At 57.4% G+C, this 17,122-nt stretch carries 15 protein-coding genes; 5 read left to right on the top strand and 10 right to left on the bottom strand.

The window, feature by feature from the left end; all coding sequences use genetic code 11:
- Positions 1-55: 55 nt before the first annotated feature.
- Complete coding sequence (locus tag AC2FJB_RS19000; protein WP_496684454.1) at positions 56-829, bottom strand: Hint domain-containing protein; 774 nt, start codon at positions 827-829, stop codon at positions 56-58.
- Positions 830-1,113: 284 nt separating this feature from the next.
- A complete protein-coding gene (locus AC2FJB_RS18995; RefSeq protein ID WP_496720156.1) occupies positions 1,114-2,049 on the bottom strand; it encodes a DMT family transporter in 936 nt (311 codons plus the stop codon).
- 147 nt (positions 2,050-2,196) lie between these two features.
- On the opposite strand from AC2FJB_RS18995, the gene AC2FJB_RS18990 reads away from it, so the two are divergent.
- Complete coding sequence (locus AC2FJB_RS18990) at positions 2,197-3,210, top strand: hypothetical protein (protein WP_117869550.1); 1,014 nt, start codon at positions 2,197-2,199, stop codon at positions 3,208-3,210.
- Between the two features lie 6 nt (positions 3,211-3,216).
- Here the strand turns inward: AC2FJB_RS18990 and upp are convergent, their stop codons facing one another.
- The 7 genes from upp to AC2FJB_RS18955 all read right to left on the bottom strand — a co-directional run bounded on the left by upp (position 3,217) and on the right by AC2FJB_RS18955 (position 9,604).
- Positions 3,217-3,849, bottom strand: coding sequence for a uracil phosphoribosyltransferase (gene upp / locus AC2FJB_RS18985; protein WP_117869551.1), 633 nt, complete (start codon positions 3,847-3,849; stop codon positions 3,217-3,219).
- On the bottom strand, positions 3,846-4,832 hold the full coding sequence (locus tag AC2FJB_RS18980; protein ID WP_496720158.1) for an adenosine deaminase: 987 nt from the start codon (positions 4,830-4,832) through the stop codon (positions 3,846-3,848). The genes upp and AC2FJB_RS18980 overlap by 4 nt, the downstream gene beginning before the upstream one ends.
- Positions 4,829-6,040 (bottom strand): phosphopentomutase, encoded by a 1,212-nt coding sequence (locus AC2FJB_RS18975; protein ID WP_496720160.1) that lies wholly within the window; start codon positions 6,038-6,040, stop codon positions 4,829-4,831. The genes AC2FJB_RS18980 and AC2FJB_RS18975 overlap by 4 nt, the downstream gene beginning before the upstream one ends.
- Entirely contained in the window at positions 6,037-7,344 is a 1,308-nt protein-coding gene (locus tag AC2FJB_RS18970; protein WP_496720179.1) for a thymidine phosphorylase, read from the bottom strand. Before AC2FJB_RS18970 ends, AC2FJB_RS18975 begins: the two co-directional genes overlap by 4 nt.
- A 4-nt stretch (positions 7,345-7,348) precedes the next feature.
- The gene (locus AC2FJB_RS18965; protein WP_496720181.1) at positions 7,349-7,762 is read right to left on the bottom strand and encodes a cytidine deaminase; all 414 of its coding nucleotides are present in this window, start codon (positions 7,760-7,762) and stop codon (positions 7,349-7,351) included.
- Positions 7,763-7,833: 71 nt separating this feature from the next.
- Positions 7,834-8,937, bottom strand: a complete 1,104-nt coding sequence (locus AC2FJB_RS18960; RefSeq protein ID WP_496720162.1) for a cupin domain-containing protein — start codon at positions 8,935-8,937, stop codon at positions 7,834-7,836.
- Positions 8,900-9,604, bottom strand: a complete 705-nt coding sequence (locus AC2FJB_RS18955; protein ID WP_496720163.1) for a hypothetical protein — start codon at positions 9,602-9,604, stop codon at positions 8,900-8,902. The genes AC2FJB_RS18960 and AC2FJB_RS18955 overlap by 38 nt, the downstream gene beginning before the upstream one ends.
- A gap of 185 nt (positions 9,605-9,789) precedes the next feature.
- On the opposite strand from AC2FJB_RS18955, the gene AC2FJB_RS18950 reads away from it, so the two are divergent.
- The 4 genes from AC2FJB_RS18950 to AC2FJB_RS18935 all read left to right on the top strand — a co-directional run bounded on the left by AC2FJB_RS18950 (position 9,790) and on the right by AC2FJB_RS18935 (position 15,845).
- Positions 9,790-12,063 carry an NADP-dependent malic enzyme gene (locus AC2FJB_RS18950; protein ID WP_117869558.1) on the top strand — a complete coding sequence of 758 codons (2,274 nt, stop codon included), beginning with the start codon at positions 9,790-9,792 and terminating at the stop codon, positions 12,061-12,063.
- 107 nt (positions 12,064-12,170) lie between these two features.
- Positions 12,171-12,413, top strand: a complete 243-nt coding sequence (locus AC2FJB_RS18945) for a hypothetical protein (RefSeq protein ID WP_496720165.1) — start codon at positions 12,171-12,173, stop codon at positions 12,411-12,413.
- A 10-nt stretch (positions 12,414-12,423) separates the two neighbouring features.
- Positions 12,424-14,313, top strand: coding sequence for a propionate-CoA ligase PrpE (gene prpE / locus AC2FJB_RS18940; RefSeq protein WP_496720167.1), 1,890 nt, complete (start codon positions 12,424-12,426; stop codon positions 14,311-14,313).
- A gap of 89 nt (positions 14,314-14,402) precedes the next feature.
- Positions 14,403-15,845, top strand: coding sequence for an amidase family protein (locus AC2FJB_RS18935; protein ID WP_496720169.1), 1,443 nt, complete (start codon positions 14,403-14,405; stop codon positions 15,843-15,845).
- A 247-nt stretch (positions 15,846-16,092) separates the two neighbouring features.
- On the opposite strand, the gene AC2FJB_RS18930 is transcribed toward AC2FJB_RS18935, so the two are convergent.
- Entirely contained in the window at positions 16,093-16,899 is an 807-nt protein-coding gene (locus tag AC2FJB_RS18930; protein ID WP_117869562.1) for an NAD kinase, read from the bottom strand.
- Positions 16,900-17,122 lie beyond the last annotated feature (223 nt).

Genomic DNA, 17,122 nt, shown 5'->3' with positions numbered 1-17,122 from the left:
ACAGTGATGCAGGCGCGTGAGATCACGCGCCTGCATCTTTTTTGTCAGTGTTTGGTTAGATCTGCCATTCGGGCCGCAGAAACAGCACCGGCGCGTTTGGACGCCCCGGTCGACCCGGTCGCCTGACCCCAGAGGGCGGACGGATCGGAAATATCGGTTCCTGCGGAATGGGTGCAGGCAGGGCACCCAATGGGTTGGCAAGGGCTGACATATCGCCCCTGCTTGCAATCAGGTTGACCAGTTCTGTACCGGTCTCTTCATCAGCGACATCGTAACCAGGCCCGCTGGCCGTGCCGCGCATGTTGAAAAGGCCGGAAGGGCAGTAAGCCTGCAGGCCGCCTTCAACAAAGATCACCTGATCTTCGTCGAAAAACAGGGAACGGACCTCAAACGACGATCCCGGTGCCTGCGACATAAACCGACCCACGCCGTTCAGCAATCGTGCGGACACTACGGAACACACGCTGGCCCTGACATCAGACCGTGTCAGGTTCAGAGCAATGCCCTGCTCGGGCATCAGCCAGACGGGACGCCCGTTATATGCGGCGCGTGCAGGTACAAAAACCGGCAAATACTCCGAACGGCGCTCTTCGGCAGAAATGACCACGACGCTGGTCGAGATGCGGCGCACCTCTTTGAACCCGTGATCCAGTGTTCGGACCAGATCGCCAACTGCTATGCGTTCCACCGGTTTCCACCCGCTGGTTGTCGCAATCTTCGTGCCGTTCAAAAATCCGCCACGGCGCGCATTCACGGCGTGGTTCAAACTGGATGGATCGGTTTCGGACGACTGATCAAGATATACAGAAATACTCGTAACTTCAGACACGTGCCTAACCCCCTTTGGCACAAACTCACTATGCCAAACAGCTAACATCAAAAATCGAGACTGTCTTATTTCAGACATATTTATGCCCAATTTGGGCCGTCTCAACGTATTTTTGTAGAGATCCCGTAAACACTGACAGGCCACAAACCGGCTTTTGTGCCATTTTCGAAACGGGCACCATGTTGTGTTCGTTCGAATCCACCTGCCCCCGATCAGACGAAATGAAGTCGCTTATTCAGATTGCAGCATTTTAAAACCGTTGACAGAGTGCGGTATTGCACGCGTCAGGCAAGTTCTTGCTGGGTGGATGACCGTTTGGCCCGCCAGCCCAGCAAAACCCCTGCTGTCGCGATCAGGACGATCCCGGACACCTGCATCAGATCGAGGGTTTGACCCAGTGCGACGAATGCAAAGAGCGGCCCGAAGATCATCACCGAATACTCGAACACGGCCACGTAAGAGGTCTCGCCTACCTGATAGGCTTTGATGAGCATGAAGACCGCAATCGTCGACCCGACTGCCTGAATTGAAATCCATTGCAATGCGGGCCCCACGCCCCAGACCCATCCCCGCGTGACAAAGCCTTCGGGCCCGTCCAGCGTGGCAACAGGCGAGACCGTGAACAAAATAACCCCCACGGCCCCTGACAGGCCAAGGGTAATGACCATGGCCGCCAGCATCGCAACCGTGCTTTCACGCGCGCAATATGTCCGCGTCATGATCGAACTCAAGGCATAGAAAAATCCAGCGGCAATCGGGAAAACCGAACGCATATCAAACTCGACCGGGTTTGGCTGCAAAACCAGAAGAGTACCCGAAAAACCGATCAGTACAGCCAGAATGCGCCACGGCCCTATCTTTTGTCTGAGCGCAATGGACGAAATCAACAGCACGAAAATCGGGGAGGTGAACAACCCTGCCAGGGCTTGCGCAATCGGCATCATCGACAGAGACGCAAAATAGAAAAACATAGCCGTTGTGATCAACAAACTGCGTAAGATGACAGGTCCCCACCGATACGGCCTCAGCCCACCCAGCCCCAGAAAGGAAAGGCCAACAATCAGCGGCAGCATCAACAGTGCCCGCATAAAATGGAATTGCCATAGCCCGACCGTCTCGGCCAGCAGGATCACAACGTTGTCGATCACGCCGATAATTGCCATCGCAGCTACCATCAGGGCCGAAGCCAGCACCGGGGCGGTGGACGTGTCTGCCTGCATTTTAGCGCCTCTGTTGCGATCAAAGATCGGCGATCTTTTTCCTGACGGGTATCCAGCACAAATCGGAATGCCTGCGCAACAGGTTTGCGCCCGGGGATTTTGCCATGCTAAGCTGCGGCAAAACAATTTCGAGCAGACCTCAACCAGATGACGGCCCTGAAAAAGTACCAGCGGATCGAAGCCACCGGTCTGTGGCGCCCTTCGCCCGATGAACAGCGGCGCGAAGTTGTGGTATCGATTGGCAAAGCAACCCTGACAATTTCCGATTTCAATGACAGGGCTTTGACTCATTGGTCCTTGGCGGCGCTGGAACGGCAGAATCCCGGTGCCTTTCCGGCTGTTTTCAACCCCGATGGTGATCCGGATGAGACACTGGAACTGGGAGAATCCGAAACCACGATGCTCGAAGCGATCGATCGGCTGCAACGTGCCATCGAACGCTCTCGTCCCCGTCCCGGCCGTTTGCGCTGGATGAGCGTCGGAGGCGTTGTGGCAGCGGTTCTGGCGGTATTGTTGTTCTGGTTCCCCGGTGCTTTGCGAAACCACGTTGTCTCGGTCGTGCCCGAGGTCAAACGACAGGAGATCGGAGACACGATTTTGCGTCGGATCGAGCGCGTCTCGGGACCGGCCTGCACGTCTGTGGATGCGCAGGCTTCGCTGAATCAGTTGGCCCACCGCACAGGCGTCCGGCAGATCATTATTCTGCCCGCGGGTGTTCAGGACAGCCTCAGCCTGCCCGGTGGCACCGTTCTGTTAAATCGTGCCCTGGTAGAAGACCATGAAGACCCTGCCGTCGCAGCAGGTTATATTATCGCAGAGCGCGCGCGTACGGCGCTAAACGACCCGCTGGATGATCTGCTGGACAGAACCGGGGCATCCTCGGCCTTTCGGTTGTTGACGACCGGGGAACTGACCCCTGAGATCATTGACACGTATACCGAACAGGTCCTTTCGCAACCCCGACCATCCCTTCCGGACGAAGACTTGCTGGCGATGTTCTCACAAAGCGCCCTGCCCTCTACCCCTTACGCCTATGCTCAGGACATTACCGGTGAATCAGTACTGGGTCTGATTGAGGCTGATCCCATGGTCGGCCGAACCCTGGAACAGGTGTTGCCGGACCGCGATTGGGTCCGGCTGCAAAACATATGCGGCGAATAATCCGGGTTACTTGGTTCCAAACATCCGGTCGCCTGCATCGCCCAGACCCGGCATGATATAGCCTTTTGAGTTCAACTCGCGGTCCAGTGCGGCAGTGACGATATGTACATCCGGGTGCGCCTCTTTCATACGCGCGACCCCTTCCGGCGCGGCCAACAGACAGAGAAAGCGGATATCCGTCGCCCCCGCCTCTTTCAGCAGGTCAACGGCCGCAGCCGAGCTGTTGCCAGTGGCCAGCATCGGATCCACCGCGATAACCAAACGGTCTTTCAGGCTCTCGGGTGCTTTGAAGTAATACTGCACGGGCTTTAGCGTTTCTTCGTCGCGATACAGACCGACAAAACCGACGCGCGCAGAAGGAACCAATTCCAACACCCCATCCAGCATCCCGTTTCCGGCACGCAGGATCGACACCAGCGCCATTTTCTTGCCCGCAAGAATGGGGGCATCCATTTCTTCCATCGGCGTTTCGATATGGCGCGTGGTTAACGGAATTTCGCGCGTGACCTCATAGGCCAACAACAACGTTATTTCGCGCAGCAACTGCCGGAACCCGGCGGTCGAGGTACCCTTGTCCCGCATGAGCGTCAGTTTGTGTTGCACCAACGGGTGATCGACGACGGTCAGATGTTCGCTCATGTGTTCTCCAGTCTTTTGTTGACCCGCGCGCGGGTATCATCATCGCAAAAGGCCGCTTCCAGGGCGGTCTGATTCAGGGCCGCAAAATCTTCGGCCTCCCAGCCGAAGGCTGCGTTCAACATCTCATATTCCCGTCGCATGGTCGTGTGAAAAAACGGGGGATCGTCTGTGGATACCGTTACCTTCACGCCTGCATCGCGCAGGTTCGCAATCGGGTGGGCCGCAAAATCGGGGAAAAGCCCCAGAACCACATTCGATCCAGGACAGACCTCAAGAGTGATTTCCCGGTCGACCAGTTCGCGAACAAGGTCCGGATCCTCGAGGGCGCGAACACCGTGCCCGATGCGCTCGACCCCTAGATCGCGCACGGCATCACGCACGCTTTCAGGGCCTCCGAACTCACCGGCATGTGTCGTCAGGCGAAGCCCGGCTTCGCGCGCGCAGTCGAAAGCCCATTTGAAGTCACCCTGTGTGCCAACGGATTCATTTCCCCCCATGCCAAAACCGGTAATCCAGTCGCCCGCTGTTTCTGCTGCACAATAGGCGCTCCGCTTGGCTTGCTCGGGGCCAAAATGGCGGACACATGTGATGACACCCCGCAGGGTTATGTCGAACTTGCGTTCGGCTTCATCCGCAGCGTCCTGAATGGCATTCAGATAGTCCTGCCACGCGTGCAGATCACCACCCCCGCAAAAGTCCGGGCTGAGGAAGGTTTCCGAATAGACCACGCCGTTCCGGGCGCTTTCTTCGAGAATGGCCAATGTCAGCCGCCGGAAGTCTTCAGGCGTTTTCAGGACTTCGCAGGCGGCCTCATACACATTCAGGAAGTGCGCGAAATCGCGAAAATCATAAGAACCGTCGGACTTGAAGATACCGCTCAGGTCCACCCGCTTCTCATGCGCAAGCTGACGGATGAATGCCGGTGGCGCGGCGCCTTCGTGATGCAGGTGCAGTTCTATTTTCGGCAGGTCGGCGACGCTCATAGAAAATTCCTTCCCGGTCCTTGCGCCGGAATGTGCAGGTGATGGGCGATGCTGGCGGCAATGTCGGCAAAGTCCACCTGGCCGATCTGCCCCGCGCCAGACCCGGAAATCAGAACCGGTACTTGTTCACGTGTGTGATCTGTTCCGGTCCAGCTGGGATCATTGCCATGATCGGCGGTCAACACCAACAGGTCGCCGGGGCGGAGCCTGGCCAGAATCTCACCGACCTCCCGGTCGAACCATTCCAATGCTCGGGCATAGCCGCTGATATCCCGACGGTGGCCAAAAAGACTGTCGAATTCAACAAAATTGGCGAAAGTCAGGCTGCCCTCTTCGGCGTCATCCACCAGATCTGAAAGGTGCCGCATGAGTTCAGCGTCCGACCCTTTGCGCAGCGTGCCGATACCCTGCATGGAAAAGATGTCGCCGATCTTGCCCACCGCGTGCACCTTCCGCCCGGCATCCTGCACCCAATTGGTCAGAACCGGAGCGGGCGGCTGAATGGCGAAATCCTTGCGGTTGGTTGTCCGTTCAAATCCCGCCTCTGGAGTGCCGACAAAGGGGCGGGCAATGATACGGCCCACTTTCATCTCGTGCAAGCGCGGTGCAAGTGCGCGGCACATACCCAGCAAACGGTCCAGCCCGAAACTCTCTTCATGGGCTGCGATCTGAAACACACTGTCGGCTGAGGTGTAGCAGATCGGCCAGCCGGTTCGCATATGCTCGGCACCTAATTCAGCGATGATCGCCGTGCCCGAGGCATGGCAATCGCCAAGGATGCCTTCGGTCCCGGCGGCCCGGGCCGCTGCCCGGCTCAGGTCCGCAGGAAAAGCTGGAACCGTATCCGGGAAATAGTGCCATTCCCAGAGTACCGGCAGACCTGCCAGTTCCCAGTGGCCCGAGGGCGTGTCTTTGCCGGGCGAATGCTCGCGCGCGCAGCCCCACAGCCCAACGGGTTTGGCGTCCAATCCGGGGGTTGCGTCCCCAGACGCCAGTCGCGCAGCCGCACCCAAACCCAGCGCGTCGAGGTTCGGCAGGCTCAAAGGGCCCGAGCGACCGTCTTCGGCCCGCCCTTCGGCACAAGCCTGTGCGATATGAGCCAGCGTATTTGCCCCACTATCCGGGACGTCCCCATTGAAAAAACGATCGGCATCAGGCGCACCGCCTATTCCAACGGAATCCATGACGACGAGAAATGCACGGCTCATACGCTAATCCTTTCGTGGATCAGATCCGGAAGCATCGGAGTCGTATCGCTGATCTCAATCGCGCTCAGCACGGTTTCTGCGGCTCGGCGCGCGGCATCTTCCCGAGCTGCATGGATCACGGCAATCGGTGAACCTTTGGTCACACGATCCCCCAGCCGGAGAATATTGGATATTCCGACGGCTGGATCGATCTCATCACTTTCGACCTGACGGCCACCGCCCAGCGCAACCACGGCAAGACCCAGAGCTTCGCCATCGATAGCAGAAATGAAGCCGTCCCGCGGCGCCGGAACCTCTTGGATGACATTCGCCTCAGGAAGGAACCGAGCCCAGGTCTCGACGAACTGAACGGGGCCCCCAACCGCTGCCATTATGCGCCCAAATCGCTCTGCTGCGCGTCCGTCACGGATGATTTCAAAGATTTTATCACGTCCCTCATCGACCGAACTGCACATTCCTGCATCGGTCAGCAAGACGCCCCCCAGCTCGGCAGAAATGTCTGCCAAAGGTGACATATCCGAGCCGGTCAGGACTTTCATCACCTCAGCGATCTCCAAAGCATTCCCCAACGCCGGGGCCAATGGCTGATTCATGTCAGTGATCACCGCCGAGGTGCGACACCCTGTTGCGTTTGCGGTCTCGGTCAATGCGGTGGCCAATTTGCGGGCATCTTCCATCGTTTTCATGAAAGCGCCGCTGCCGACCTTGACGTCAAGAACCAGCGCGTCCGGGCCGGCGGCCAGCTTTTTGGACAGGATCGACGCTGTGATCAAGTCCAGGCTCTCAACTGTCGCGGTCACATCCCGCACCGCATAAAGGCGCTTGTCTGCCGGCGCGATCTGGCCCGTCGCTCCGACGATGGCGGCGCCGGTTTCGCGCAGAATCTGCGCAAGACGGTCCTGCCCGATCTGAGTGCTGACCCCCGGGATAGCCTCAAGCTTGTCAAGCGTTCCACCAGTGTGCCCCAGGCCCCGGCCCGAGATCATTGGGACATACGCCCCACATTCCGCAAGCGCCGGGGCAAGAACTAGGCTGACACTGTCCCCGACACCTCCGGTCGAGTGCTTGTCGATCACCGGTCCGTCCACATCCCAAGTCAGTACGTCTCCACTGTCGCGCATCGCGATCGTCAAATCCGCACGCCCCTGAGCACCCAAACTGCCCATGCAGACGGCCATGGCAAAAGCCCCGGCCTGCGCGTCGCTGACGCTTCCGTCCGCAAGTCCCTGCGCAAACCAGATCAGTTCCTCGCGACCCGGCACCTCCTGCCTGCGCAGTTTTGCTATGATCGAGCGGGCATCCATGCGTTCAGACATCCTCCATGTGTGAAGCATCGAATGCGCCCGGCAACAGATCCCCGATGGTTGTCTCAATTTCGGCACCGTCCACGGTTGCCAGAGTAACTTTCACATCGCGCTTGCCAAACTCGGCCAGTTTCTGGCGGCACCCACCGCAGGGCGGCACAGGCTGAGAGCTGGAGGCAACCACGTAGACCTCTGTAAATTCCTGCTCGCCCGCAGCAACCATCGAGGCGATTGCACCGGCCTCAGCACAGGTGCCTTCGGGATATGCCACATTCTCAACGTTACACCCGGAATAGACCTGTCCCGAGGAGGATCGAAGCGCCGCGCCAACCTTGAATTTCGAATAAGGCGCATAGGCATTTTCCCGGACGGACAAAGCAGCGTCTTTGAGCGACATGGCGATTCCCCATTTTTTGATCGTCTGGTCAGAAAATTGCACCGTAAAGTAAAAAGGCGGAGAAGTTGAAGCCCCCAGCGGATGTTTTTCGGTCAGCCCAGTGTTGTGTTGAAGGTACCGGGCAAGGTGACTTCCAACAACTCGATGTCGTCCGATGGGGCAGATAACCGCGTGCGCATCCCGGGCGGGATGACAAAGGCGTCTCCTTGCTCCAGCCGGTAGGGCTCGCGCCCTTCGCCTTCCAGCGTGACCGCTCCGTCCATCACGAAGGTAAAGTGAATGTCCGTATCGTGGCTGGCCCATTCGGTATCGCCCTGCCCTTTGCGGACGACCTGGACCCCTGCGAACCCTTTGGTGTTCTCGGCAATTGTCGTGTCGCGGCAGATGTAACCCGGAAGACGGAACGGTACCCATTCAGCGTCCTTGGCCTGGTTATAGACAAAGCGTTGCCCCTGCCATTCGCGCTCCGGGCGAAAATGCGGCGTTGGAAGCTGCATGTCATGGTCGATTTCCGTGACATGTTCTGCTGGCACCCCTATTTCGATGACCTGAACATTGTCTGACGCTTCGAGTACACGGTGACGAATTTCCGGCGGCTGGATAAAGCAATCCCCTGCATTCAGGCGCATTTTCTCTCCCTGATCCTCGTAGACAACATCCACCCAGCCATGGATGCAGAATATCAGTTGGAACCCAACTTTGTGAAAATGCACCATGTCGGGCACCGGACCACCGTCCGGGATACGGATGTGGCTTGCGATGATCGATCCGCCCAAACGGTCTGGCACCAGATCGCGATAGTGCATCCCAGCCCGGCCGATGATCCAGGGTGCCTGATCCTTGAGCCTGCGCACCACGAAGGAATGAACTGTTTCAGGCATCACCAGCGGCGGATTTCGCTCTTCGATTTCGATCCGGGTCCCATTCGGCGCGACAAGAACGCGTTGGCCATCTGCAAAGCTTTCCGGGTCATCTGTCAGGATGCGCAATGCTCCCGGACCTTCGGGCGCGTCTTTTTCGATCCGCAGCCGCAGACCGTGCCCTGAAAACACTGCGACGCGCGGATCGTCTGCGGGATAGATCATGTCCATCTGCATCCCCAACACCTTGGTATAAAAGGGGATGTCGTTTCGAATTTCCTGGGTAGGCAAACGAAATTCAGCTTGGGTCCGGGAAGGCTCGGATGTCTTTGTCATGAGATGTCTCATCAGATTTCGATTTTGGCCATCCGATCAGAACAGAGGCCAAAATGCCAATCGAAAAGAACATCTCGAGCGTTTCTTCCATCACGAAAAGGCGCGTTTTCATAACTGACGACAAAGCGTCGCTGTGCAGCCCGGTGAATTCCTCGAGAAGTTGGGCGATGACGGCAAGACAGCCGGCCACTATGAACACGATCATAAAAGACGCGCGTTGCTTGATAGCACGCCATCCCGTCGGGATCCCATGCCAGATGACGCCGCTCAGAACAACGCAGGCCAGCAGGACCCTGACCACAGTGACGTCCAGCACGGCATCCAGACAGTCAAGGATCAGGAACGGCAAACTGCCTTCAGGGTAAACGCTTTCCTCAAGCTCACGCTCGGCCAACAATAGGAATGTCAGCCCGATATACAGCCGGGTGACACCCGGGTATCGCCACAAAGCCGCCACACCCGCTGCAAACAAAGACGCCGCGGAAATTGTTTCAAACAATCCGCCTTCCTGATTGAAAACCAGTGCCTGTTCTGGCCAGATGCCAACAGCACCAAGAAGCACAACACCCGACAGCACCGCAAACCATATGGTCAGCCGCGCAACTCCAGTATCCGCCACAGGACCAGAGGACAGGCCATCGACCTGATCATTTGCCTTGAAAGTCATTACTGCTTCGTCTTGCCTGAGTGTTTGTTCGTTTCGCAAAGTTACCTAGATGTAAAAAAAATGTGTCAAAATTCAACCCAATTCCGGTTCGCAACTGCGAGACGTCGGCAAAATTACGCAACGTAGCCAAGCTCGGACGAATAGTTTAATGTTAAATCAAATTCTCAGAGGGAACTGAATCTCCAATGTCTGACACCCCCAGCCTGCGACAGGCCGCGCTTGACTATCACGCCCATCCGAAACCTGGAAAACTTGAGATCAAGGCCACGAAACCGATGGCCAATGGTCGCGATCTGGCGCGCGCCTATTCGCCCGGCGTTGCCGAGGCCAGCCTTGAAATCAAAGCCGACGCTGCGAACGCTGAAAAGTATACGGCGCGCGGCAACCTTGTCGCCGTGGTGTCCAACGGCACTGCGGTTCTTGGTTTAGGCAATATCGGGGCGCTGGCCTCGAAACCGGTGATGGAAGGCAAAGCCGTCCTGTTCAAAAAGTTCGCAGGCATTGACTGTTTTGATATCGAAGTCGATCAGCCCGATCCGGAAAAGCTGGCGGATATCGTCTGCGCGCTGGAGCCGACATTCGGGGCCATCAACCTGGAAGACATCAAGGCGCCGGATTGTTTCATAGTCGAAAAGCTGTGCCGCGAACGCATGAACATTCCCGTTTTCCACGACGATCAGCACGGAACGGCCATTGTCGTGGGGGCCGCTGCGAAGAATGCTCTGCATGTAGCCGGAAAGACATTTGCAGACATCAAGGTCGTATCAACCGGTGGCGGGGCTGCCGGGATTGCGTGCCTGAACATGCTTGTGAAGCTGGGTGTGAAACAGGAAAACATCTGGCTGTGCGATATTCACGGGCTCGTCTACGAGGGGCGTGCCGAGGATATGAACCCGCATAAGTCGCAGTTCGCGCAGAAAACGGACTTGCGTACTCTGGATGATGTAATCGGCGATGCAGATCTGTTTCTGGGTCTTAGCGGCCCGAATGTCCTGAAGCCCGAAATGGTCAAGAAAATGGCCAATCGTCCAATCATCTTCGCACTGGCCAACCCAACGCCTGAAATTTTGCCACAGGCCGCGCGTGAGGTTGCCCCGAACGCGATCATCGCCACGGGGCGCAGCGATTTCCCCAATCAGGTCAACAACGTATTGTGTTTCCCGTTTATCTTCCGGGGGGCTCTGGATGTGGGCGCGACCGAGATCAATGATGCAATGCAGATTGCCTGCGTTGACGGCATTGCGGATATGGCCCGCGCGACGACAAGCGCCGAGGCCGCAGCCGCCTATAAGGGCGAACAACTGACCTTTGGGCCGGATTACCTGATCCCGAAACCCTTTGACCCGCGTCTGGTGGGCGTCGTCTCGTCTTCGGTTGCCAAGGCAGCCATGGAAAGCGGCGTCGCAAAGCGCCCCATTGAGGACCTTGAGGCCTACAAGGAAAAACTCAACCAGACTGTCTTCAAGTCGGCCCTTTTGATGCGCCCCGTGTTCGAGGCTGCGGCTGTCGCATCCCGTCGCATCGTTTTTGCCGAGGGCGAAGACGAAAGGGTGCTGCGGGCTGCACAGGCCATTCTTGAGGAAACAACAGAAACGCCGATCCTGATCGGGCGACCCGAAGTAATCGAATCCCGTTGCGAAAAGCTGGGCCTGACTATTCGCCCGGGCACAGATTGCCAGATCGTGAACCCGGAAAACGATCCGCGTTATTACGACTACTGGAACTCGTATCATCAGATCATGCAGCGCCGAGGTGTGACGCCTGACCTGGCCAAGGCAATCATGCGCACAAATACGACCGCCATCGGCGCGATCATGGTGCATCGAGGCGAAGCTGACAGTATGATCTGCGGCACGTTTGGCGAATATCGCTGGCATCTGAACTATGTTGAACAGGTGCTGGCCGACGGCGACCTGCGCCCGCACGGCGCTTTGTCACTGATGATATTGGAAGACGGCCCCTTGTTCATAGCCGATACGCACGTTCGGCAACTGCCGACACCGGAGGAGTTGGCCGAATCGACCATTGGCGCGGCACGGCATGTTCGTCGATTTGGGCTTGAGCCCAAGATCGCATTCTGTTCGCAGTCGCAATTCGGCAATCAGGCAGAAGGTTCCGGAAAACGCCTGCGCGCCGCATTGGAAATCCTGGACCAGAAACCACGCGACTTTATCTATGAAGGGGAAATGAACCTGGATGCCGCCCTTGATGCGGACCTTCGCGAGCGGATCTTTCCGGGATCACGCCTTCAGGGCGCGGCAAATGTGCTGATCTTTGCCCATGCGGACGCAGCCAGCGGCGTGCGAAATATTCTGAAAATGAAAGCGGACGGGATCGAAGTCGGACCCATTCTGATGGGAATGGGCAACAAAGCGCATATCGTCACCCCGTCCATTACCGCACGCGGATTGCTGAACATGGCTGCCATAGCGGGGACCCCGGTGGCGCATTACGGGTAAGCTGGTCTCCTGTCGACGTGAACCGCAATCCTCGCGGGTTTGCGGTTAATAAAACACTCACACCTTGGCTGCTATATGTCGTTTCACCTCCGTGGTGACGATAGCGGATGAGTGGCGAATTGGCGTTGCGCCGAGTCGCCTCTCGCATGATCTTTTGCACTGCCGAATTTGCAAGTTTGCAAAATGACATTTTCGGCGCAGAAAATTCAATGCTGGAAAAGAGGTTTGCAAAAATTTGCAAGCTTTTGTGCGATTTCCTGCAAATATTTTGCGATAAACTGACGCGTCGTCATTTGACGCGCTTGCCCGAAAGTTTTCTGGGTCCTAACACAAAGACCAAGTCGTTGTGAGGAGGACGAGATGGCGTATCAGGACGTTTATGACAGCTGGAAGAAGGACCCCGAGGCGTTCTGGATGGACGCCGCAAAGGGGATCGATTGGGTCAGGGAACCCAGCAAAGCGCTGTTCGACGACAATGCGCCCTTGTACGAATGGTTCAGCGACGCACGGGTCAATACCTGCTGGAACGCCGTGGACCGCCACGTGGAAAACGGGCGCGGCGAACAAACCGCAATCATCTATGATAGCCCGATCACCCACACCAAGCGCGAGATTTCATATGTTGAACTGCGCAACCGCGTGGCCAATCTTGCCGGTGCGCTGCGGGCAAAAGGTATCGAGAAAGGTGACCGCGTCATCATCTACATGCCGATGATCCCCGAAGCGCTTGAGGCGATGCTGGCCTGCGCACGTCTGGGCGCTGTGCATTCCGTGGTGTTTGGTGGATTTGCCAGCAACGAATTGGCGGTCCGTATCGATGACGCCAAACCCAAAGCGATCATAGCCGCGTCCTGCGGAATGGAGCCTGGGCGGGTGGTGCACTACAAGCCGCTTCTGGACGGCGCCATTGAACTTGCTGAACACAAGCCGGATTTCTGCGTCATCTTCCAGCGCGAACAAGAAGTTGCTCAGCTGATCGAAGGGCGCGACTACAACTGGCACGGGTTCCAGTACGGCGTTGAACCAGCAGAATGTGTCCCCGTCGACGGAGACGATCCGGCTTATATCCTCTACACTTCGGGCACCACCGGGGCGCCCAAGGGAGTCGTGCGCCCAACTGCCGGGCATCTGGTGGCGCTGAACTGGAGTATGAAGAGCATCTATAACGTCGATCCAGGTGATGTATTCTGGGCGGCGTCCGATGTTGGTTGGGTCGTTGGGCACTCATATATCTGCTACGCACCCCTGATCCACGGGAACACGACGATTGTGTTCGAAGGCAAACCGGTCGGCACCCCTGATGCGGGCACCTTCTGGCGCGTAATCTCCGAGCATAAGGTCAAAAGCTTCTTCACCGCGCCCACAGCGATCCGCGCCGTCAAACGTGAAGATCCAAAGGGCGAATTGATCGCCAAATTCGATCTGTCTCATCTGCGGGCTCTGTATCTGGCAGGCGAACGCGCTGATCCTGATACCATCATATGGGCACAGGATGCGCTGAAGGTTCCGGTGATCGACCATTGGTGGCAAACCGAAACCGGTTGGGCCATTGCCGGCAATCCGCTGGGCATCGAAGAGCTTCCGATCAAGCTGGGTTCGCCTGCCAAACCGATGCCGGGCTATGACGTCCAAATACTGGACGAAGGTGGTCACCCCATGAAAGCCGGCGAACTCGGGGCCATCGCTGTCAAGCTGCCGCTGCCTCCGGGCACCCTGCCGACCCTGTGGAACGCCGAGGAGCGGTTCAAGAAATCCTATCTGGAGCACTTCCCCGGGTATTATGAAACTGGCGACGCCGGAATGATCGACGAGGACGGATACCTTTACATCATGGCCCGCACCGATGATGTCATCAACGTCGCGGGTCACCGCCTGTCGACCGGCGGGATGGAAGAAGTGCTTGCCGCTCACCCGGATGTGGCCGAATGCGCGGTGATCGGTGTATCGGATCAGCTAAAGGGTCAGATGCCCGTTGGGTTCCTGTGCCTGAATGCCGGCGCAAACCGGGATCATGCCGACGTGGTTCAGGAAGTCGTCAAAATGGTTCGGGAAAAGATCGGCCCGGTGGCGGCCTTCAAGCTGGCTGTGGTCGTCGACAGATTGCCCAAGACCCGTTCAGGTAAAATCCTGCGCGGTACGATGGTATCGATTGCAGACGGCCACGACTATAAAATGCCTGCAACAATCGACGACCCTGCCATTCTTGACGAAATCAAAGAAGCCTTACAGACAATCGGTTATGCCAAGTAACCTGATGGCGGCGCAAGCCGCCCTTTGTCGTGTCTTCTCTTGCAACCGGAAGCAGCCTCCCTACTGTCGCATTAAGACAGTGAGGACCCATGACACAAACCGATATCTGGCGTCTCAGCGCCACTGACCTGGCCACCCTGACAAGACGCGGGGACCTGAGTGCGACCGAGGCGGTTCAGGCTTCGATCGAGCGAATGGATGCGGTCAACCCCGACCTGAATGCAGTGGTGGAAGACCTGCGCGCCGAGGCGTTGGAACGTGCCAAGGCCTTGGACCATGCGCGGGCGAACGGCCAACCGACGGGGCCGCTGCATGGCGTGCCGGTCACGATCAAGGTGAATGTTGACCAAAAAGGCCATGCCACAACCAACGGTGTTGTTGCTCTGAAAGATGTAATGGCACCGGATGACGCCCCGGTTGTGAGCAACCTGCAAAAGGCCGGGGCAATTGTTATCGGGCGGACCAACACGCCCGAGTTCTCGTTCCGCGCCGACACGGACAACCCGCTTTATGGGCGTACGCACAACCCCTGGGGGCGGCATATCTCTCCCGGCGGCTCTTCCGGCGGGGCTGGCGTCGCGGTCATGGCCGGAATCGGCGCGTTGGCCCACGGCAACGATATCGGCGGCAGCCTGCGCTTTCCCGCAGCAGCCAACGGAGCCGTGACAGTGAAACCCGGGCTGGGGCGTGTCCCGGCGTGGAACCCAAGCCAGAAAGCCGAACGCGGCTTGCTGGCGCAATCGATGTCCGTCCAGGGCCTGTTAACCCGGTCGGCTGCCGACCTGCATCTGTCCATGCCCAGCCTGATCGCCGCAGACGCGCGTGACCCGTTTCACGTGCCAATGCCCTGGCGTGGTCCTGACCTCGACGCACCAGTCAAAGTGGCCTTTACAAAAAACACATTCGGCTATGCCTTGCACCCCGAGGTCGAGAAAGCGCTCGACACGGCACGAGAGGCGCTGGTTGATGCGGGCTATGTTGTGGAAGAGATTGACCCGCCTGATGTTTTTGAATGTGGTCGGATCGGTTATCGTACGCTGATGGGCGAAGTGCTGACGCTCATGAAATCAGATATCGAAGCCGCTGGTTCCAAAACCATTCAGAATATCTTTGAGGTCTATTTCCAGGAATTCCCGCCAATTGTCGAAACCGAGATGATCCAGATGCTGGCCAAACGAAGCCACTACGCGCGCGAATGGTCCCTGTTTCTGCAGGATTTCCCTTTGGTACTGTCGCCTTTCCTGCCACAACCGTTCTTCAAACCCGACCGGGACACCGAAGGCGCTGAAGGTGTGCACGAGGTTCTGGGGTGCGCCGTATATTCTTATGCGATGAACTTTTTAGGCCTGCCTGCGGCATGTGTCCCGGCCCGGCTGGCTGAATTGCCGAAGGGTCCTCAGCCGATCAATGTTCAGATTGCCGCTCAGCGCTGGCGCGAAGATCTGGCGGTGGATGCGGCCGCGGCCATCGAAGCACGCGTGGGGCAAATTTGCCTGCCGTTATGGGAAAAGACAGAGTTGCAGGGTGGCTGAAAAAATAGACCCCGGGACATTGTACCCGGGGCCCGACTGCTAAAATAAGCCCGGATTTCTGATGACGAGCGTAGCACCACCCACCCTCGCCAGCGCAAAATCTGCGCAATCATTCGAAAACGCCTTTCAGGTGGCCACTCACTCCCACCTTGGCGTGTTCTCCGAGCAAGTTCACACTATCCAATTGTGAGCGAATCCCCTGTGAACTGCTTCACACAGGCTCAAAAAAGCTCGCAGAAACGTAAATTTAAGTGAATTGCTCGGATATCAACCGCTCCTCCAACCCGTGTCCCGGATCGAAAAGAATGCGATGTGAGATCGCTGGCTCGGATCGGATCTCGACCCAATCAACGTCTGGGAAGGCTATGGAGTCAGCCGCAACGATAACAGGTCGCTTGTCCGCATCCAGCACATCAAACCGCACCTTTGCGATTTTAGGCAGCAAGGCACCACGCCATCGGCGGGGGCGAAATGCGGCGATTGGTGTCAACGCGAGAACGTCCGAGCCGATCGGCAGAATAGGCCCGTGCGCCGAGTAATTATATGCCGTTGACCCCGCCGCAGTAGACAGCAGAGCTCCATCGCAGACAAGTTCATCCATGCGCTCGCGGCCATCAACACTGATCTTCAAACGAGCAGCCTGTGGCCCAGCGCGCAACAGCGATACTTCGTTGATCGCCAGCGCCTCGTGTAATTTTCCGGACTGATCCATCGCCCGCATTGCCAATGGATTAATCACCTCTTCTTCGGCTTCCTCCAGCCGTGCCATCAGGTCGTCTTCGTGGTACTCGTTCATCAGGAACCCGATCGTGCCGCGGTTCATACCATAAACCGGTGTATCGAGATGCTGCATGTTGTGCAGGGTGTGCAACATGAAGCCATCCCCTCCAAGAGCAACCACAACATCTGCGTCGCGAGGAGCGGCATTGCCGTGTTTGGCCACCAGAGTGTCACGGGCTGTTTGCGCCACTTTGACCTCACTGGCAAGAAAGGCGATTCTTTTTTTCATGTTTTCCGGTTTCCGGTGCTGCACATTTGGTTCCGAAACAAACATACCTTTCCCCGATAGGCCAGTCTTGACGCCGTAGCGGGCCAAATCGTCGCTTTAAGCCTTTTGCAAATGTGGCGTTTCCGATAGGAAATCCGCAAGAATTTTACCCAGCCATGTGGAGCGCCCATGAACGCCAATCTTCGTGACACCGGATTTTTCACCCAGTCCCTTGCTGATCGTGATCCTGAGCTTTTTGGCTCGATCACGTCGGAACTGGGTCGTCAGC

Source organism: Ruegeria sp. CDSC085, assembly GCF_059610465.1.
The sequence above is the reverse complement of the archived record's forward strand: the minus strand, read 5'-3'. Positions and strand labels throughout refer to the sequence as shown.